We start from the raw sequence: 20077 nt of genomic DNA on the forward strand, positions 1-20077 counted from the left end.
CGATGCACGGCCATCGGACTTCGATTTCAACATTGCGTCTCCACCTTCTAAAAAACGTTTCTTAAACGGCCCTCGGCGGGGGCTTAAATATAAAGTGTCATTTGACAGGTCCGCCCGGTTCCTCCTTTTCAACATTTCTGTCGAACGCTTCGACGATGTGTTTCACGAGCGGGTGGCGGACGATGTCGCGTTTGTCGAACTCCACGATGCCGATGCCGTCGACGCCCCGCAGAATCCCCATCGAGCGCACCAGACCGCTGTCCGACTTGCGCGGCAGGTCGATCTGCGTCACGTCGCCCGTGACGATGAACCGCGCACTGCGGCCCATGCGCGTGAGGAACATCTTGATCTGCGAAAGGGTGGTGTTCTGCGCCTCGTCCAGGATGACGAAGGCGTTGTCCAGCGTGCGGCCGCGCATGTAGGCCAGCGGCGCGATCTGCACGGTCCCCTCTTCGAGAAACTTCTGGAGCTTGACGGGCGGGATCATGTCGTTCAGCGCGTCGTAGAGCGGTTGGAGGTAGGGGTCCAGCTTCTCCTTCATGTCGCCGGGCAGGAAGCCCAGCTTCTCGCCCGCCTCGACGGCCGGACGCGTGAGGATGATGCGCCGCACCTGCCGCTCCTTCAGCGCGCGGACGGCCAGCGCGATGGCCGTATAGGTCTTGCCCGAGCCGGCAGGACCCACGGCGAACAGCAGGTCGTTCTTGTCGTAGAGTTTGACGAGCCGCTGCTGGTTGACGGTCCGGGCGCGGACGATCGTGCCGTTGTTGCCGTAGACGATCACGTCCTTGTCGACCGGGGCGTCGTCGGGCGCGATGCCGCCCGCGAAGCACTGGTCGATGACCTCGGCCGAAACATGCCCGTATTTGATGTAATAGGCCGCAAGCCCCTCCATGCGCCGGGCGAAACGCTGCGTGTCGGCCTCCGGGCCGAGGACCTTGAGCGACTGCCCGCGCGCGACGATCTTCAGCGTGGGATGCAGCGATTTGATCTGTTCGAGGTAGACGTTCTGCGCCCCGTAGAGTTCGCGGGGATCGACGCCTTCGAGTGCGATTTCCTTTCCGACAGCTTCCGTCATAGACCGATCAGAATAAATAGCCGAAGCTCAGCGCCACGTTGTAAGTACGGAGTTTGTCGAGCTGCCGCCCGTCGGGCAACACCACGTCGTGTTTCGAGCGGAACTGGCCGTTGTAGCGCAGGTCGATCAGCAGGTGGCGCATCAGCACGATGCCCGCACCCACGGTGTACGACACCGATGGGCGCACGCGGCCGAAGTCCAGCAGGTCGCCGCCCGACTTCTGCTTGCAGTCGTTCATCACCGTGAAGACCGGACCGGCGTAGATCCGCACGGGGTGCAGCAGCCGCAGCGACGCCAGCACCGGAACGTCGATCGAGTTGGACTTGAGGTTGATCTCGCTCTCGCCCTCGGGACGGATGCGGAGACCCTGGCGGACGTAGAGTATCTGCGGCTCGACGGCGAAAGCCCCGAGGTTGATAGCGGTAACGATACCGGCCTGCCAGCCCAGTTTGTTCTTCACGTCGGTGGCGTCCATGTTGGTCGAGTAATCGGGGATGTTGATACCGCCGACCACACCCCACTCCACCCGGGTGCGGGGGCGTTGTGCGGCGGCGTTCAGCACGGCGCCCGCAAACAATAGGGTCAATAGTATTTTGCGCATTACGGCTATTTTTTTAAATTTCCGATTCTTAATTTGAAGGAGGCCCAAAGCATGTAGGCCACGCACGCGGCGACGAACAGCATGCCGAGGTGCGGATTGCCCCAGGCGCGGACGATCGCCCCGCAGACGGGCCCCGAAACCGCCCCGGCGGCGATGGCCATGATCATCAGCCCGGCCACCTCGTTGGCGTTCTGCGGAACGGCCTTGGTGGCTACGGCGTAGAACGTGGCGAAGACGCACGCCATGGCGAAGCCCAGCGCTCCCACGGCGGCGTAGATCGCCGCCTCGTTGCGCACGAACAGCAGCGCCGCGCACAGCGCCAGCGCCCCGGCCATGTTCCAGGTCAGGTATTTCACGTCGGAGACCTTCACCAGCACCCACGCGCCGACCAACGTCCCGACGATGCGGCAGGCGTAGAAGCCCGTGGTGGTGAGGATCGACGAGGGGTTGTCGATCAGCCGCACCGACAAGAAGCCGATGCCCACGTCGGCGGCGATAAAGCACGCCACGCCCAGCGTCGAGAGCAGCACAGCGCGGTTTTTCAACAGGCGGAAGCAATCGGACAATCCGGCGGCGCGCCCCGCCTGTGCAGGTTCCGGCACCGTGGTCAACTGGAGCCAGACGCCCCCGGCGACCGTGAGGGCCGCATAGATCGGCAGCAGGAGCCGCCACGAACCCGTCGCGGCGACCAGCCCCGTGACGATGGGCGCCAGCAGCAGCAGCGAGGTGTTGCGGAAGATCTGCCCGACGGTGAGGTAGCTGGTCATCCGCTCGCCGGGAACGATGGTCGCCAGCAGGGGGTTGACGGCCACCTGGATCGCCGTATTGCCAATGCCCAGCAGGCCGAAGCCCGCGAAATACCACCCCAGGGCGCAGTCCGCGCCGGCGGCATAGGGAAGCATCAGCCCCGCGACGGTGAAGCCGTAGCCCAGAAGCGCCGTGGCCTTGCGGCCCCAGCGGTTCATCAGCGCCGCGACCGGGGTCGAAAGCACCAGAAACCAGAGGAAAACCATCGTCGGCAGGAAGCTCACGGCGGCCTGCTGTCCGGACGGGAACTCGGCGGCGATGCGGCCCGTGATCGGGGCCACCATGTCGCAGAAACCCATGATGAAGAAGCCCGCAAGCACGGGTCCGAGCAATCGTTTGTCTACTTTGTCTACGCTCATCCGAGACGGAATTTCGGGTTCCAAATTTTTCAAAGTTACATTATTTTCCGCAAAAAACGCGCTTCCGGCGGCGATTATTTCACAATCGCCTCTCTTCGCCGCGCGATAAACACATTCCAATAAACAAAAAACGTGCGAGATACGCAGCGGCAGCGGGACTGGTCACCGTCATGGCCGCGGCGGCCAGACCGCCCGGCGAACAGGAGGCCGTTTTTTCCCGAAACAGCCGCTCGCACGCGAAAAAACGGCCGCCGTATCGACGGATTAGTCCGCAGCGCGAGAAAACGCCGCGCACCGTTTGGACGGGAACGCAGATTTTATTATATTTGGTGTCGTAACGACACCCTTATCCGTCGGAAAGCCCCGCCGAACCGCTTCGGATTCGGTTTTGCGCTCCTCCGGCCCTTACGCAGCCCCGGCTGCAAAAACAACCTGCGCCCATGTTGCTCTTCGCACACATAAACCTGACGCTGCCGCTCGAAGACCCGATCCTGAAATTCCTGCTGATCCTGGTCATCATCCTCGCGGCTCCGCTCCTGCTGAACAAACTCAAAATCCCCTATTTGCTGGGGCTGATCATCGCAGGTGCGGTGATCGGACCCCACGGCCTCAACCTCGTGCTGCGCGACAGCAGCATCATTCTCTCGGGTACGGCCGGACTCCTGTACATCATGTTCCTCTCGGGGCTGGACATGGACATGTCCGATTTCCGCCGCAACAGCTGGCGAAGCCTCATCTTCGGACTCTACACCTTCTGCGTCCCGCTGGCCTTCGGCATACTGGCCGGTTACTACCTCCTCGGCTTCCCGATCTACTCCTCGATCCTGCTCGCCGGACTGTTCGCCTCGCAGACGCTCATCGCCTACCCCATCGTCAGCAAACTGGGCATCGCCCGCGACAAGGCCGTCACGATAGCCGTCGGCGGCACGGTCATCACCGACACGCTGGCCCTGCTGCTGCTCACCGTGATCGTCGGCATGGCCACGGGCAACGTCGACGACATGTTCTGGTGGCGGCTCGGCGGCTCGGTCATCCTCTGCATCGCCATCATCGTCTTCCTCTTCCCGCTGCTGGCCCACTGGTTCTTCAAGCAGGTCAGCGACAACGTCTCGCAGTACATCTTCGTTCTGGCGATGGTTTTCCTCGGAGCCTACCTTGCCCACATGGCCGGGCTGGAACCGATCATCGGCGCGTTCCTCTCGGGACTCGCGCTCAACCGACTGATCCCCCGCACCTCGCCGCTGATGAACCGCATCGAGTTCGTCGGCAACGCCATCTTCATCCCCTTCTTCCTGATCGGTGTGGGCATGCTGATCGACTACCGCGCCTTCTTCCGCGACTGGGAGAGCCTCGAAGTAGCGGCCATCATGATCGTACTGATCACGGCGGCGAAATTCGTCGCCGCATGGTTCACGCAGAAGACTTTCCGCCTCTCACCCGACCAGCGGACCGTCATCTTCGGTTTGAGTTCGGCCCACGTGGCCGCAACGCTGGCCGCCGTGATGGTCGGCTACAACATCATCCTGGGCCACACGCCCGAGGGCGAACCGATCCGCCTCTTGAGCGAGAGCGTGCTCAACGGCACGATCCTGATGATTCTGGCCACCTGCACCGTGTCGACCTTCGCCACGCAGCGCGGCGCCCACAACATCGCCATGCGCAGCGCCCAGGCCCCCGAAGACAAGCAGCCGCGGCAGGAGGACCACATCCTGATCCCCGTGTCCGACGAACGCACGGCCGACGAACTGGTCTGGTTGAGTTCGATGCTCAAGCGCGCCAAGGAGCCGAACGGGCTATACGCCCTGCACGCCATCGACAACAAGGTGGAGGACCCGAACGTCGAGAAACGCGCCCAGAAAATCCTCGACGCCGCGGCGACGGCGGCCGCGGCGGGCGACATCTACCTCCAGGAGCTGATGCGTTACGACGTGAACATCTCGAACGCCATCGTCAGCGTGGTCCGCGAACGCAACATCACCGACATCGTGATGGGCATGCATCACGCCTCCCCGGCCGTGCCGGGGCTGACGGGCATCCCCGGGGCATCGGGTCCCGGCATCGGGAAAATGGCCGCCGACGTGCTGGCGCAGAGCAACGTCACGACCTTCATCTACAACCCCGTGCAGCCGCTGAACACCATCAAGCGCCATCTGATCGTCGTGCCCGAGAAGGCCGAGCAGGAGGCGGGATTCCAGATGTGGCAGCGCCGCATCCGCCGCCTGGCCGAAAACTCGGGGGCCAGAATCGTCGTGTTCGCCCCGGAGGCGACGCTGGAATACCTCCGCCCCAAAGGCCGCAAGCGTCCGGCGAACATCGACTTCGTGCCTTTCGCGCAATGGGACGACCTGCCGTCGCTCGAACACGACATCCGCGCCGACGACTGCCTGTGGTTCGTGATGAGCCGCCGCGACCGCGTCTCGTACAACCCCGTGATGAGCCGCATCCCGGCCTATCTCGAACATTTCTTCTCCGGATACAGCTCCGTGCTGCTCTACCCCGTGCAGGCGGGCGACACCGAAAGCCGCTATATCTGACAGAAATAAATTTGGCATTGCGCCCGGTTTGCGTTATCTTTGCAAATAATTCATGGTGGCATTCCGGTCAGAATCCCGGTCGCGATGCGACAAGCCCCTCCCGAGGGAGGGGTTTGGGGTGGGGTCAGACTTGTAAACGCGGCCACAGGCCGCGACTACGGCCGTCGGAATTATAAAACGGAGCAAAAACAGAATAAGACCAAAATATGAGCCTTGTAGCAATCGTGGGCCGTCCGAATGTCGGCAAAAGCACCCTCTTCAACCGCCTCGTGGGCGAACGGAAGGCCATCGTCGACGCGACGGCCGGAACCACCCGCGACCGTCATTACGGCAAGACCGACTGGAACGGCAAGGAGTTTTCCATAATCGACACGGGCGGGTACACCGTCAACTCGGAAGATATTTTCGAGGACGAAATCCGCCGTCAGGTCCTGCTGGCCATCGACGAGGCCGACGTGATCCTCTTTCTCGTGGAGGTACGCACCGGCATCACCGACCTCGACATGCTGATGGCCGACATCCTGCGCCGCACCTCGAAGAAGGTGATCCTCGTCTGCAACAAGGTCGACAACAACGACCAGATCTACTCTTCGCACGAGTTCTACGCCCTGGGACTGGGCGACCCCTACTGCATCTCGTCGATGTCGGGAAGCGGCACGGGCGACCTGATGGACGCCATTCTGGACGCACTGCCCGTGGAAACGGTCTCCGAGGAGGACGAGGACCTGCCTCACATCACGATCGTAGGCCGTCCCAACGTCGGCAAGTCGTCGCTCACGAACGCCCTGCTGGGCGAGGAGCGCAACATCGTGACCTCCATCGCCGGGACCACCCGCGACTCGATCCACACGCGCTACAACAAGTTCGGCATGGATTTCTACCTCGTCGACACGGCCGGCATGCGCAAGAAGGGCAAGACGATGGAGGATCTCGAATTCTACTCGGTGATGCGCTCGATACGCGCCATCGAAAATTCGGATGTCTGCATCCTGATGATCGACGCCCGGCAGGGACTCGAATCGCAGGACCTGAACATCCACAACCTGATCGTCCGCAACCGCAAGGGTTGCGTGATCGTGGTCAACAAATGGGACCTGATCGAGAAGGACAGCAACACGATGAAGGAGTGGACCGAGTTCCTCCGAAAGAAACTCGCGCCGTTCAACGACATTCCGATCATCTTCACCTCGGTGATGAACAAACAGCGCATCTTCGACGTGCTGCAAACCGCCATCCGCGTTTACCAGTCGCGCAAACGCCGCATCTCGACCTCGGAACTCAACGACTACATGCTGCCGCTGATCGAGAACTATCCGCCCCCCGCGACCAAGGGCAAGTATATCAAGATCAAGTATGTGACCCAGCTTCCGACGCCGACGCCGCAGTTCGCGTTCTTCGTCAACCTGCCGCAGTACATCAAGGAGCCTTACCGCCGCTTCCTCGAAAACAACATACGCGACCACTGGGATTTTTCGGGAGTCCCGATGCAGATTTACTTCCGGCAGAAGTAGGTGTCCGGACGGAATCGCAAGGCAGAACGGCAGGCGGCCCCGAAAAATCCGGTGCTGACAATCCCCCTGAATCCCCCTTTGAGAAGGGGGACTTTCGCATAACGGAAACCCGATGCGGATTTACTTCCGGCAGAAGTAGGTGTCCGGACGGAATCGCAAGGCAGAACGGCAGGCGGTCCCGAAAAATCCGGTGCTGACAATCCCCCTGAATCCCCCTTTGAAAAGGGGGACTTTCGCATAACGGAGGCCCGATGCGGATTTATTTCCGGCAGAAGTAAGGATGACCTATTCCGTGACAAACGCAAATCCCTCCGGAGTTCCGGAGGGATTTGCATTATGCTTTCCGCCGCTCGAGCAATCGCCGGGCGGTGTCGGAGAGCAGAACCACGGCACCCGCCAGGATGGCCGTGTCCTTGATTACGAGCCGCCCCGCACCCGACAGCAGCGGGAACCCGTATTCGCCGCTCCCCAGGTCGGGAACCCACACCTCGGGCGTGGTCGCCAGGAACGAAAGGGTTCCGAGCGTCATCAGGATGGCCAGCAGTTCGCCGACCAGCCCCACACGCCTGGAGAAGAACCCGAAAAAGGTCAGCAGGCCGATCGACATGATCAGCAGGCCCAGTCCGTGCGAAAACCCGTAGGTGTTGTTCTTCACGTGCCATTCGTGTTTGGCCGCGTCGAAACTCCCTTCAGGCAGTTTATACTGCCTGTACTCGGGTGCTTTTTCGTTGTAGAAAAAGCTCATGAAGGGGCTGTTGGCCACGAAGGGCACGATGCCCTCGGCTTCGTAGTTCCAGAACTTGAGTCCGCCGATCCAGACGAAGATTATCAGAATGGCAACCCGGATCATACCGAGGCCCAGCCGCTGCGAGCCGGCGGCGATTTTCAGAAAGCCGTAAAACAGGCCGGAGAGTTTTTGCATCATCGTTATTCGGTTTTTAGTGTTTCGATGGTGCAAAGTTCCGCATTCCCGGCCTCCGGAACGATAGCAGGACCGCCGGAAATATTGGCGATTATTCCCGTTGCGTCCGGCGGCGGAAGCCGGTGATGCTCTCGCCGTTCATCTTGGCGAAGAAGCGGCTGAACGCCGCCGTGTCCTCGTATCCCAGCAGGTAAGCGACCTCCTTGGCGCTTTTGTCGGTATAGAGCAGCAACCGCCGCGCCTCGGCGTTCACGCGGTCGTGGATGACGCTCAAGGGCGAAGGGCGGCCACAGGCGGCGAAGAGGTTGGAAAGGGTCTTGGGCGAGCGGTGCAGCAGTTCGGCGTAGTCCTGCACGCGGCGGCGGGTGCGGAAATGCTCGTCGACAAGCACGTAAAACCGCCGCACGATGTCGAACAACTGTTCCTGCGGCCCGTCGACCCCGAAATGCTCGCGCGCCGCGCGCGTACATACGATAATGAAGCGTTTGAGCTGCATGCGAAGCATCTCCTCGCGCAGGCCGTCGTTCACCTCGTATTCGGCGCACAGTTCGTCGACGATGCGCCCGAGGGCTTCCTGCCGCTGGGCGGAGAGCGCCAGCCGCAGCGGTTCGGAGGAGCCGTTGAACAGCAGCCCGTTGCACGAAACCTCGCCGTCGTGACCGAAAATGCAGTAGAAATTGCTGTCGAACAGCAGCGAAAGACAGTCGCCGTCGGCACGGAGGCTGCCGACGTGGTGCAGGGGCGTCAGCGAAACGATCTCCCCGGCTTCGAGCCGCATCGGAACATGGTCGACTTCCAGCGACAGCGCGCCCTGCCGCACCCAGAGGAATTTGTAGAGGTCGGGGCGCCGCGTCAGCTCCGCATCGCGGAGGTCGCGGCACAGGACGAGGTTGCCCTTCAAGGGGGTGCTGAATGCTATATCCATAGTTCCGTTGACCGGTTTATTTCAGAAAAGGATTGACGACCCGGTCCACATATTTTCTCCGGAACTCGGATTCCCGGTACACGTAATCCACTGCCGTGAACCGGATTTCATCCCCGGACTTGCTGATTCCGGACCGCAGGACCTCTACCTTCCCGTCGCAACGCGTCCCGAGGGGGACGAAGCAACCGTCGGCAATATCGAAAGCAAACTCCCGGATACCCCGGATCACGACAGCGGGGTGCTGCAATTCCCTTGCATCGGGAAATGTCCGGATCAAGACGGCAAACCCGACCTTCTCCACCTCCGTGACCAGCATGGCCGCAAAAAACTCACGGCTGAAATTCAAATCAATCATTGCAGGCAAAACTGTTTCAGCGAACGGTCCCGATTCCCGGAACCGCCGTTCCGTTTCTCAAAGATAACGCCCCGGACCGAAATATCCGCACATTCGGCCGGAAATTTTCAGCCCGCACGCTGTTCCGTTCGGGCACGATTCTGGCTGCTATAAGTTTTAGTTATGGCACTATCAATATTATCTGCTTGTTATTCACAGAATTATATCGTACATTTACAAACAGGGAATCCGTCACAACCAAAAACAAAAGCCATATGAACAAAAAGAAACTGACAGCCGAAAACGGCCGGCCCATCGCCGACAACCAAAACATTCAGACAGCCGGACAGCGCGGCCCCGTAACCCTGCAGGACCCGTGGTTCCTCGAAAAACTCGCCCACTTCGACCGCGAAGTCATCCCCGAGCGGCGCATGCACGCCAAAGGATCGGGAGCCTTCGGAACCTTCACCGTGATGCACGACATCTCGAAATACACCCGGGCGTCGATCTTCGCCGAGGTCGGCAAGCAGACCCCGTGCTTCGTGCGCTTCTCGACCGTGGCCGGAGAACGCGGCGCGGCGGATGCCGAGCGCGACATCCGCGGCTTCGCCATCAAGTTCTACACCGATGCCGGCAATTGGGACCTCGTGGGCAACAACACCCCGGTCTTCTTCCTGCGCGATCCGCTGAAGTTCCCCGACCTGAACCACGCCATCAAGCGCGACCCGCGCACCGGACTGCGCAGTCCGAACAGCAACTGGGATTTCTGGACGCTGCTGCCCGAGGCACTGCATCAGGTGACCATCACGATGTCGCCGCGGGGCATTCCGGCCTCCTTCCGCCACATGCACGGGTTCGGAAGCCACACTTACAGTTTCTACGACAAGGACAACAAACGCACGTGGGTCAAGTTCCACCTCCGCACCGAGCAGGGGATCAGGAACCTCACCGACGCCGAGGCCGAAGCGGTCATCGCCAAGGACCGCGAATCGAACCAGCGCGACCTGTTCGAGGCCATCGAACGCGGCGACTATCCGCGCTGGCTGATGCAGGTACAGCTGATGACCGAAGAGCAGGCCCGGACCTATAAAATCAATCCGTTCGACCTGACGAAGGTGTGGTATCACGGCGATTTCCCGCTGCACGACGTGGGCATTCTGGAACTCAACCGCAATCCGGAAAACTTCTATGCCGAAGTCGAGCAGGCGGCCTTCAACCCGATGAACATTGTCGAGGGCATCGGCTTCTCGCCCGACAAGATGTTGCAGGGACGCCTGTTCTCCTACGGCGATGCGCAGCGTTACCGCCTGGGGGTGAACCACAACCTGATTCCGGTGAACAAGCCCCGCTGTCCGTTCCACGCCTACCACCGCGACGGACAGATGCGCACCGACGACAACTACGGCGCAACGACGCCCTACGAGCCGAACAGCTACGGCGAATGGCAGGACACGCCGGCCCTCAAGGAGCCGCCCCTGGCAGTCGACGGCGCGGTCTACAACTACGACGAGCGCGAATTCGACGACGACTATTACACGCAGCCGGGCAAGCTGTGGCGGCTGATGACGCCCGCAGACCAGCTGGCGACCTGCGAGAACACGGCGCGCGCCATGGGCGACTCGGAACTGTTCATCAAGCAGCGGCACGTGCGCAACTGCTACAACGCCGATCCGTCGTACGGCGAAGGCGTAGCCCGGGCGCTGGGTATCAGCCTCGCCGAAGCCCTGACGGCCGAAGACCCCGCGCATCCCGCGTGGGACAAAAGAAAGAATCCCGCGGCGGCACGCTAAAGCGGTCTGCCGACAAAAATCCCCGAAACCGAGAGTTTCGGGGATTTTCGGTTTATGCCTGCGGCGTCGGTTCACCGCCCTGCGGAGCGCCCCCGCCCTGCGGCTTGTTACCGCGGTTGCGGCCTCCGCGATGGCGTCTGCGGTCGCGGGTTCCGCGGTTGCCTTCGCCGCGGCCCGAAGCATGGTCGCTGTCCGGCGAAGCGGGTTGTGCGGCGGCAGATTCCGCTGTCGCAGCCGCCGGGCGTTCGCTGCGGCGGTCCCGGTCGTTACGCCCCGAACGGTCGCCCCGTCCGCCGCGTCCGCGGCCCGAGCCGCCGCCCGAACCGGAACGGCCCCCGCTGCGGCCCCCGCGCCCCCGGCCGAAGCGGCCGCGGTTTTCGTCGGGAGCGTATTTCGGGCCCTCGCCTACACTCGCGGGCAGTTCGGCCTTGCGGATGTCCCGCTCGATGAATTTCTCGATCTGGTGGAACTTGCCCTGCTCCTCCTCGCTGACGAAAGTCACGGCGCTGCCCGAGGCCGCCGCGCGGGCCGTGCGGCCGATGCGGTGGATGTAGTCCTCGGGGTCGTGCGGTACGTCGTAGTTGAGCACCAGGCCGATGTCCTCGATGTCGATACCCCGGGCGACGATGTCCGTGGCGACGAGGATTTTCACCTTGTTGTTCTTGAAGTTGAGCATCACCTCCTCGCGCTGCGCCTGCTCCAGGTCGGAGTGCATGGCCGCAACGTCGAGTTTCATGCGCTTGAGCGTATGAGCCAGCTCCTTGACCTTGAGTTTCGACGACGAGAAGATGATCGTCTTCGAATCGGTCGGCTCGGCGAACAGCTCGCGGATGATACCCAGTTTCTGGTTCTCATAGCAGACGTAGGCCGACTGGTCGATGGCTTCGTTGGGCTTCGAAATGGCGATGTTGACCTCCGCGGGATTGCGCAGGATGGTCTTGGCCAGTTCGCGGATCTTCGGGGGCAGTGTCGCCGAGAACATGATCGTCTGCCGCTCGGCGGGCATGTAGGAGATGATCTTCATGATGTCGTCCGAGAAACCCATGTCGAGCATGCGGTCGGCCTCGTCGAGGATCAGGTATTCGACATGCGAAAGGTCGACGCCGCTGTTCTGCAGGTGGGCGATCATGCGGCCCGGGGTGGCGATCACCACGTCGGCGCCGTTCAGCATGCCGTTCTTCTGGATGTCCCAGCCCTTGCCGTCGCCGCCGCCGTAGACGACCGTCGTCGAAAGGGGCGCATAATAGGAAAAGCCCTGGAACTGCTGGTCGATCTGCTGCGCCAGCTCGCGCGTCGGCACGATGATCAGCGATTTCACCACGTTGTCGGGGTTGCCCTCGATGAGCAGTCTGTTCAGCAGCGGCAGCGTATAGGCCGCGGTCTTTCCCGTGCCGGTCTGGGCGCAGCCGATAATGTCGCGGCCCTCCAGGATCACCGGAATCGTATGCTCCTGCACGGGAGTCATCTCGTGGAAATTCATATCCTCAAGGCCGTCGAGGATTTCATCCTCCAGGTCGAGTTCGTCGAAACGCATAGATAATTGTTTTATTTAATTTATAAGCTTTTTCATTTCAGGCACGGGAACGCGTCCGGGCCGAAAGCACGCAAATCCGCCCCCGATACCGCATTTACAGCACGGAGCCGAAAAGCGTCGCAGGCGTACAGCCCGTGATGCGCACCTTCACGTAATCGCCGACCTTGTGATCCCCGCGGTCGAAAACCACCACCTTGTTCTGCGAAGTGCGCCCCGACAGCTGGTTTTTGTCGCGCTTCGACTCGCCCTCGACCAGCACCTCGAACTCCCGGCCCACGTCGCGCAGGTTGCTCGCATGGCCCAGTTCGTTCTGCAGGGCGATGATTTCCGAAAGCCGGCGCGACTTCACCTCCTCGGGCACATCGTCCCCCAGGTGCTTTTCGGCAAAAGTGCCCGGACGCTCCGAATACTTGAACATATAGGCGAAATCATAGCCCACCTCGCGCATCAGCGACAGGGTTTGCAGGTGCTCCTCCTCGGTCTCGCCCGAGAAGCCCGCGATCAGGTCGGTCGTAATGGCGCAATCGGGCAGGTAGCGGCGAATGGCGGCGATGCGGTCCAAATACCATTCTCGCGTATATTTGCGGTTCATGCGGCCGAGCATCGACGTGGCGCCCGACTGGGCCGGCAGGTGGATTGCCCGGCAGACGTTGGGCATCGAGGCCATGACCTCCAGCAGGCCGTCGCTCATATCCTTGGGATGCGAGGTGGCGAACCGCACGCGCAGCAGCGGCGAAACCGACGCCACGCGGCGCACCAGTTCCGGGAAATCGACGTCGCCCGTGCGGTAGGAATTGACGTTCTGCCCCAGCAGCGTCACTTCGCGGTAGCCGTTTTCGAACAGACTCCGCGCCTCGGCGACGATGGTCTCCGCGTCGCGGCTCCGCTCACGGCCCCGGGTGTAGGGAACCACGCAGTAGGAGCAGAAATTGTCGCACCCCCGCATGATCGCCACGAAGGCGCTCACGCCGTTGCGGTCGAGGCGCACGGGGGCGATTTCGGCGTAGGTCTCCTCGGTCGAAAGCAGCACGTTGACGCCCTTGCCGCCCGCTTCGGCGCCGCGCACCAGGCGCGGCAGGTCGCGGTAGGCGTCCGGTCCGGCCACGACATCGACGCCCGCAGGTCCCTCGACCAGCTTTTCGCGCAGGCGTTCGGCCATGCAGCCGATGACGCCCACCACCAGTCCCGGACGCTGGCGCCGGTAGCGTTTCATCTCGGCCAGGCGGCCCCAGATGCGCTGTTCGGCATTGTCGCGGATCGAACAGGTGTTGATCAGGATGACGTCGGCCTCGCCGATCTGCTCCGTATAGACGTAACCCTCCCGCTGCATGAGCGAAACGACGATCTCCGTGTCGCCGACGTTCATCTGGCAGCCGTAGGTCTCGATGAAAAGTTTGCGTCCCGCGCCCTGGAGCGGGCGCAGCGTATTGATGTTGAAATCCATTTATTCTGCCTGTATCTCGTTCTTCTCGGGGAACTGCTTGAAGCCCTCCCCGAAGGTTTCGTAGGCATCCGTCACCACGACGAAGGCCTTGGGATCGATCTCTTTGATTTTATGCTGCACGAGGCGCACCTCCTTGCGGCTCACCACCAGAAAGATCATGTCGCGCAGCGAATCGGTGTACATGCCCTTCGACTTGATGTAGGTGGCGCTGCGGTCGAGGTCGTCGATGATGAACCGTTTCAGCTCCTCGTGGTGGTCGCTGATGATGAACAGCAGCTTGTCGTACGACGCGCCGTCGAGCAGGTAGGCGATCACCCGCGAGGAGATGTAGATCGTGATGAGCGAATAGAGCGTCAGCATCCAGCCGTTCGCGGCGGCCTCGCCCGTGCCCAAGCCGAAGCCGATCACGGCGAGTCCCGACAGCACGACGAACCCGTCGGCCAGCAGGATGCCCGTCGAGAACTTGATCCCGGCGAACTTCTGCAACAGCATGCCCACGATGTCCGTGCCGCCCGTGGTCGCCTGCTGGCGCACGACGATGCCCTGCCCGACACCGATCACCACGGCGCCGATGACGCACGTCAGCAGCAGGTCGTTCGAAAGGTCCAGCCGCCCGCCCAGCAGCTGCGAGGGGTCCAGCGCCTCGACGGCCTCGGGACTCGGGTAGACCAGCCGCGTGAGGACGTTCATGAAGCCCGGGGTGTAGAGCGCCGCAAGCACCGTGCGCGTTCCGAAACCGCCTCCGAAGATCAGCATGGAGGTCAGCATCAGCGGAATGTCGAACATGTAGCCGAACGTACCGACCTGGATCGAGGGGAAGATGTTATGCAGCACGATGCCCATGCCGTAGACCCCGCCCGGCACGAACTTGTAGGGATTGACGAAGAGCACGAACCCCGCGCCCATAACCGAGCAGCCGAGGAAAATCAGAAACCACGAGCGCCACCACGCCCACGAGCCCATCGGTTCGAGCAAAGCCTTTGTGTTCATACATTAATTCATTTAGAATGCAAAGATACTAAATTCTCCGGAAATGCGGGATACGGCGGCGGTTTTTTCGGGCCCGGCTTCCATATACGGATTTTTTGACTATATTTGCATGAACAAGTTAACACGCGAAAAAGATGATCCTGACGATATATACGGCTACCACCATGATTATCATCGCCTATCTGCTCGGCTCGATTCCGAGCGCCGTGTGGATAGGCAAGAAATATTACGGCATCGACATCCGCGAGCACGGCTCGAAGAACGCCGGAACGACCAACATGCTCCGCGTGCTGGGCCGGCGGGCCGCCCTGCCGGTCTTCGCGCTCGATTTCCTGAAAGGATTCGTGGCCGTGACGATCATCGAACTGATGCAGTACGACGACCTGATCGGACAGAACGACCTGATAAACCTCAAGATCGTCGCCGTGTTCGCCGCCGTGCTGGGCCATATCTTCCCGATTTTCGCCGGATTCCGCGGCGGCAAGGGCGTTGCGACGCTCGTGGGCGCCGTGACGGGCATCTATCCCCCCGTGGCGCTGCTGTGCTTCGGCGTGTGGCTGGTGATGCTGATGGTCTCGCACTACGTGTCGCTGGCCTCGATGGTCGCCGGATGCTGTTTCCCCGTCTTCACGCTCATATCGCCCAAAGTCAACGGATCGACGGCCTTCGTGGTATTCTCGTTCGTGATCGCCATCCTGCTGATCTACACCCACCGCAAGAACATCGAACGGCTGAAGGCAGGAACCGAGTCGAAGACCTTCATCTGGAAGCCGCGGCGCGTGAAACTCGATGCCGAGGAGCAGAAAAAGAGGGACAAAGAGCACGATACGAAATAATTGCCTCCGGACTTTTCGGCGAAATTATCCGTATAAAAGGATAAATTTCGCGACCGGCATACGGCAAAATAAATTTTTACGTTATCTTTGCGCCGCAATAAAGACCTAAAGCGAGAGTCATGTTACAGGAAAACCTGCTGAAAATATACGAAACGAGTTTTCGGGAAAACCGGGAAATGTCGGCGCTGACCGACTATTTCAAGGGCGAGACTTTTTCGTACTATGAAATGGCCAAGGAGATTGCGAAACTCCACCTGCTTTTCAAGAAAGCCGGGATCAAGCAAGGCGACAAAATCGCGCTCATCGGCCGCAACAACCCCCGCTGGTGCATCACCTACATAGGAACCATCACCTACGGCGCGGTGATCGTGCCGATCCTCCAGGATTTCACTCCTGCGGACATCATCCATATCATCAACCACTCGGAAAGCCGCCTGCTGTTCCTGGGCGACAACTTCTGGGACGTGATCGAGGAGGACCAGATCAAGCAGATCGAGGCCGTATTCTCGCTCACGGACTTCCATGCGATCTACGAGCGCGACGGCAAGTCGCTCACCAAGTTCCAGCGCGACATCGTGAAGAACTACCGCACCAAGTACCCGCGCGGATTCAGCGTCAATGACATCAAATATCCCGAAATTCCCAACGACAAGGTCATCCTGCTCAACTACACCTCGGGAACGACCGGCTATTCGAAGGGCGTGATGCTCACGGTGAACAACCTCACGGGCAACGTGGTGTTCGCGATGACGATGGTCAACACCCAGACCGGACAGCGGTATTTCCAGAAAGGCGGCCGCACACTGTCGTTCCTGCCGCTGGCACACGCCTACGGCTGCGCATTCGACTTCCTCGCACCGCTGGCCGTCGGCGGGCACGTCACCCTGCTGGGCAAGATTCCGGCGGCGAAAATCCTGCTGGAGGCGATGGCCGTCGTGAAACCCACGATCATCTGCTGCGTGCCGATGATCCTCGAAAAGGTCTACCGCAAGCAGGTGCTCCCGATGCTGGAAAAAGGTCCCATGTCGATCGCCATGAAGATTCCGCTGCTCAACTCGGCCATCTACTCGGTGATCCGCAAGAAACTGATGGACGCCTTCGGCGGCAACGTCGGAATTTTCATCGTCGGCGGCGCGCCGATGAACCAGGAGACCGAGTCGTTCCTGATGAAGATCAAGTTCCCGATCACGATCGGCTACGGCATGACCGAATGCGCCCCGCTGATCAGCTTCACCCCCGACAACGAGTTCAAGGCAGGTTCGTGCGGCCGGTTCCTCAAAGGCCTGCTCGAAGTGAAGATCGACTCCGAAGACCCGCAGCGCGTGGCCGGCGAGATCCTTGTCCGCGGCGAGCACGTCATGAAGGGATATTACAAAAACGACAAGGACACCCATAAGGTCCTCGACGAGGAGGGATGGCTCCATACGGGCGACATGGCCACGATGGACCCCGACGGCACGCTCTACATCCGCGGACGTTCGAAAACCATGATTCTCTCGGGCAACGGGCAGAACATCTACCCCGAAGAGATCGAGGACAAACTCAACAACATGTACCTCGTACTCGAATCGCTGGTGCTCGACGCCGGAAACGGCAAAATCAAGGCGCTCGTGGTCCCCGACTACGAACAGGCCGAGGCCGAGGGCGTGGACAAGGCCGACCTGCCGCAGATCATGCAGAACAACCTGCAGGAACTCAATGCACAGCTGGCCGCCTACGAGCGGGTCACGGACATCACGCTCTACCCCACCGAATTCGAGAAGACTCCCAAACGAAGCATCAAACGCTATTTGTACGAACCATCGCTGTTGAACAAATAAAAGACACGGACACAGGCAGGTAACCAATTGGATTCTCTATCCCAAAATTCTTCATAGTCACTGAATCCATTCTAACAATGAGGCGTCACTAATTAGTACGGTTACCTGCTTTCTTTCACAACCCGACTCCCGAGAAAGGAGCCGGGTGTTTTTTCGAATCGGCGCATTCCGGCAAAGTTCAAACAAGTTTGGCTTTGCCCGCAACTTTCACTATATTTACAGAATACAGGATGCGTCTCGGCAAAGCTCAAACAAGTTTGGCTTTGCTCTCAACTTTCACTATATTTGAAGCATGAAAATCCAGAAAAAGCAAGCCATCGGTGAAAACCTGCTCTACGTGATGGTCTGGGCGGCCATCATACTGGTCCCGGTCCTCAACTCGCAGATGATGTCCGAAATGCACGTCAACCTGGAAAACGTGCTGATCGCATGGCGGCAGATCGCCCCCTACCTGATCATCTTCATCATCCACAACGCCATCCTCGCCCCGCGCTACATGCTCCGGCGGAAATACGGCAAATACCTCGTGAGCAACCTGGCGCTGATCATCAGCGTCTTCTGGCTGGTGCAGGTCTACGAGGACCACCTCTCGGACCACCTACTCAAACAAAACGATCCCGAGGCGATCGACGCCTACCGCAAGGCCTCGTTCTCGAACCTGGAGATGTACTGGAGCGTAGTGCTGGGATTCTTCATGACCGGGGCCAACACGGGTATCAAGCTGATATACCAGTCGATGCGCGACGAGCAGCAGATGGAAACCCTCAAGCGTCAGAACCTGCAGGCCGAAATGGATTACTTGAAATACCAGATCAACCCGCACTTCTTCATGAACACGCTCAACAACATCCACGCGCTGATCGACATCGACACCGAGTCGGCCAAAAACGCCGTGATCGAGCTTTCGAAGATGATGCGCTACGTGCTCTACGAGTCGGGCCGCGAAATCATTTCGCTCAACCGCGACATCCAGTTCCTGAAAAACTACATCGAACTGATGCGCATTCGTTACACCGACGCCGTGAGTATCAGCGTGGAGTCCCCCGGCAACCTGCCCGAACAGCTGTCGATCCCGCCGCTGCTGCTGATCGTCTTCGTCGAAAACGCCTTCAAACACGGCGTAAGCTACAACCACCCGTCGTTCATCCGCCTGAAGATCGAATACGCCGACGGACAGGTGACCAGCACGCTCACCAACAGCCGCCACACCGCGCAAAGCAGCAAACACCCCGCAGGCATCGGACTGGAAAACGTCCGCAAACGCCTCGAACTGATCTACGGCGCGAAGAACTATTCGCTGGAAATCAGCGAGGAGGAGAAAACCTATACCGTAAAACTCGTAATCCCGACGCTCAATGCTTAAATGTATCGCCATCGACGATGAGCCGCTGGCTCTGCGTCAGCTGACAAACTACATCTCGAAAATTCCCTACCTGGACCTCGCCGCAAAATACAACAACGCCCTGGAAGCACAGCAGATGCTCGCAGGGGAGAAGGTGGACCTGATTTTCGTCGACATCAACATGCCCGACCTGAACGGCGTGGATTTCGTCCGCGCGCTGATCGACCGCCCGATGGTGATTTTCACCACGGCCTATTCGGAATACGCCGTCGAGGGATTCAAGCTCGACGCGGTGGATTACCTGCTCAAACCGTTCAGCTTCGCCGATTTCAGCCGTTCGGCCGCCAAGGCCAATTCGCTCTACGAACTCCGTCACAACCAGCGCCCGCCGCAGGAGGGGGAATCCGAGGCGCTGCCCAAAGACAAGGAGTATATCTCGGTGAAGGCCGACTACAAGGTTTCGCTGGTGAAGATCAGCGACATCGTCTACCTCGAAAGCGAAGGCGAATACGTGCGCATGCACCTCGCCGACGGAACGACCATCACCACGCTGTTCCGGCTCAAGAACATGGAAACGGCGCTTCCCTCGGAGTCGTTCATGCGCGTGCATCGTTCGTACATCGTCAACCTGCGCACGATCAAGGCCTACGTCAAAGGGCGCATCTTCCTCAACGACACGGAGTACGTACCGATCGGCGAGAATTACAAGGAAGCCTTCCAGGGATACATCGACAAGAATTTCCGAAATCTGTAGCGATTCGGCCGGAAGAACCCGCAAGAGAGACGGTCAATCGCCGGAAAGATCCGGGAAGCCGCCGAGCTGGACATACTCCCCGTCGCGGTATTCGCAACAGTAATGCCGCAGGCCGTTGGTCAGAATGACGTAGCGAGCACCCAGCACCGAATTATAACGCACGGCCTGCGCGAGCGTCTGGTCGTTGATCGGGATGCCCGGGGCCTTGCATTCGGCCAGGAGCAGCGGCTCGGCCCGGTCGCCCACGACCACCACATCGGCCCGCTGGGGCTGACCGTTGAGCGCCACGGCATACTCCTGGACGATGCGTTTGGGCTGCACGCCGCAATGCGCCGTCAGGTAAGCGATCAGATGCTGGCGTACCCACTCCTCGGGAGTCAGCACGAGGTAGACTCCCCGCAGGGAATCCCAGACCTCCACGCCGTCGCCGCGGCGGCGCGCACGCAGCCGGATGGCAGGAAAATTGAGTTTGGGCAGCCCGGACATCGCAGTATCGAAA

The 20077-nt window shown here is 60.3% G+C and carries 17 protein-coding genes; 7 read left to right on the forward strand and 10 right to left on the reverse strand.

The features are described 5' to 3' along the window. Nucleotides 1-97: 97 nt before the first annotated feature. The 3 genes from ACGHP5_RS00975 to ACGHP5_RS00985 are packed head-to-tail and all read right to left on the reverse strand — an operon-like array spanning nt 98 to nt 2842. Entirely contained in the window at nt 98-1075 is a 978-nt protein-coding gene (locus tag ACGHP5_RS00975; protein WP_390567866.1) for a PhoH family protein, read from the reverse strand. Between the two features lie 7 nt (nt 1076-1082). Then, nucleotides 1083-1676, reverse strand: a complete 594-nt coding sequence (locus ACGHP5_RS00980) for a porin family protein (protein ID WP_337756106.1) — start codon at nt 1674-1676, stop codon at nt 1083-1085. A gap of 5 nt (nt 1677-1681) precedes the next feature. Continuing rightward, nucleotides 1682-2842 (reverse strand): MFS transporter, encoded by a 1161-nt coding sequence (locus ACGHP5_RS00985; RefSeq protein ID WP_390567867.1) that lies wholly within the window; start codon nt 2840-2842, stop codon nt 1682-1684. 440 nt (nt 2843-3282) lie between these two features. On the opposite strand from ACGHP5_RS00985, the gene ACGHP5_RS00990 reads away from it, so the two are divergent. Next, the gene (locus ACGHP5_RS00990) at nt 3283-5376 is read left to right on the forward strand and encodes a cation:proton antiporter (RefSeq protein ID WP_390567868.1); all 2094 of its coding nucleotides are present in this window, start codon (nt 3283-3285) and stop codon (nt 5374-5376) included. A gap of 206 nt (nt 5377-5582) precedes the next feature. Next, nucleotides 5583-6887, forward strand: coding sequence for a ribosome biogenesis GTPase Der (gene der, locus ACGHP5_RS00995; RefSeq protein WP_337657608.1), 1305 nt, complete (start codon nt 5583-5585; stop codon nt 6885-6887). Between the two features lie 334 nt (nt 6888-7221). Here der and ACGHP5_RS01000 read toward each other — a convergent pair whose 3' ends face one another. From ACGHP5_RS01000 to ACGHP5_RS01010, 3 genes are all read right to left on the reverse strand, one after another. Continuing rightward, entirely contained in the window at nt 7222-7812 is a 591-nt protein-coding gene (locus tag ACGHP5_RS01000; RefSeq protein ID WP_390567869.1) for a DUF417 family protein, read from the reverse strand. A gap of 88 nt (nt 7813-7900) precedes the next feature. After that, nucleotides 7901-8734, reverse strand: coding sequence for an AraC family transcriptional regulator (locus tag ACGHP5_RS01005; protein ID WP_337657610.1), 834 nt, complete (start codon nt 8732-8734; stop codon nt 7901-7903). A gap of 16 nt (nt 8735-8750) precedes the next feature. Beyond that, nucleotides 8751-9089, reverse strand: a complete 339-nt coding sequence (locus ACGHP5_RS01010; protein ID WP_290531669.1) for a hypothetical protein — start codon at nt 9087-9089, stop codon at nt 8751-8753. A 254-nt stretch (nt 9090-9343) separates the two neighbouring features. Here ACGHP5_RS01010 and ACGHP5_RS01015 point away from each other — a divergent pair, with 254 nt between their 5' ends. After that, a complete protein-coding gene (locus ACGHP5_RS01015; RefSeq protein WP_295904759.1) occupies nt 9344-10858 on the forward strand; it encodes a catalase in 1515 nt (504 codons plus the stop codon). Between the two features lie 52 nt (nt 10859-10910). On the opposite strand, the gene ACGHP5_RS01020 is transcribed toward ACGHP5_RS01015, so the two are convergent. From ACGHP5_RS01020 to ACGHP5_RS01030, 3 genes are all read right to left on the reverse strand, one after another. Beyond that, on the reverse strand, nt 10911-12392 hold the full coding sequence (locus tag ACGHP5_RS01020) for a DEAD/DEAH box helicase (RefSeq protein ID WP_295904757.1): 1482 nt from the start codon (nt 12390-12392) through the stop codon (nt 10911-10913). A gap of 94 nt (nt 12393-12486) precedes the next feature. After that, entirely contained in the window at nt 12487-13836 is a 1350-nt protein-coding gene (gene miaB / locus ACGHP5_RS01025; RefSeq protein ID WP_295904752.1) for a tRNA (N6-isopentenyl adenosine(37)-C2)-methylthiotransferase MiaB, read from the reverse strand. Next, entirely contained in the window at nt 13837-14826 is a 990-nt protein-coding gene (locus tag ACGHP5_RS01030; RefSeq protein ID WP_290531673.1) for a YitT family protein, read from the reverse strand. 134 nt (nt 14827-14960) lie between these two features. Between ACGHP5_RS01030 and plsY the strand changes: the two genes are divergently transcribed. From plsY to ACGHP5_RS01050, 4 genes are all read left to right on the forward strand, one after another. After that, nucleotides 14961-15662, forward strand: a complete 702-nt coding sequence (plsY, locus tag ACGHP5_RS01035) for a glycerol-3-phosphate 1-O-acyltransferase PlsY (protein ID WP_290531674.1) — start codon at nt 14961-14963, stop codon at nt 15660-15662. A gap of 119 nt (nt 15663-15781) precedes the next feature. Then, nucleotides 15782-17482: an AMP-binding protein gene (locus ACGHP5_RS01040; RefSeq protein WP_290531675.1), complete on the forward strand. Its 1701-nt coding sequence runs from the start codon at nt 15782-15784 to the stop codon at nt 17480-17482. Between the two features lie 292 nt (nt 17483-17774). Beyond that, on the forward strand, nt 17775-18845 hold the full coding sequence (locus tag ACGHP5_RS01045) for a sensor histidine kinase (protein ID WP_390567870.1): 1071 nt from the start codon (nt 17775-17777) through the stop codon (nt 18843-18845). Beyond that, complete coding sequence (locus ACGHP5_RS01050; protein ID WP_290531677.1) at nt 18838-19578, forward strand: LytTR family DNA-binding domain-containing protein; 741 nt, start codon at nt 18838-18840, stop codon at nt 19576-19578. Before ACGHP5_RS01045 ends, ACGHP5_RS01050 begins: the two co-directional genes overlap by 8 nt. Nucleotides 19579-19611: 33 nt before the next feature. Here ACGHP5_RS01050 and ACGHP5_RS01055 read toward each other — a convergent pair whose 3' ends face one another. Beyond that, nucleotides 19612-20064 (reverse strand): type I restriction enzyme HsdR N-terminal domain-containing protein, encoded by a 453-nt coding sequence (locus ACGHP5_RS01055; RefSeq protein ID WP_290531678.1) that lies wholly within the window; start codon nt 20062-20064, stop codon nt 19612-19614. Nucleotides 20065-20077: the final 13 nt, after the last annotated feature.

The sequence above is a fragment of the Alistipes sp. i18-0019-D1 genome, from assembly GCF_042852885.1.
GTDB lineage: Bacteria > Bacteroidota > Bacteroidia > Bacteroidales > Rikenellaceae > Alistipes.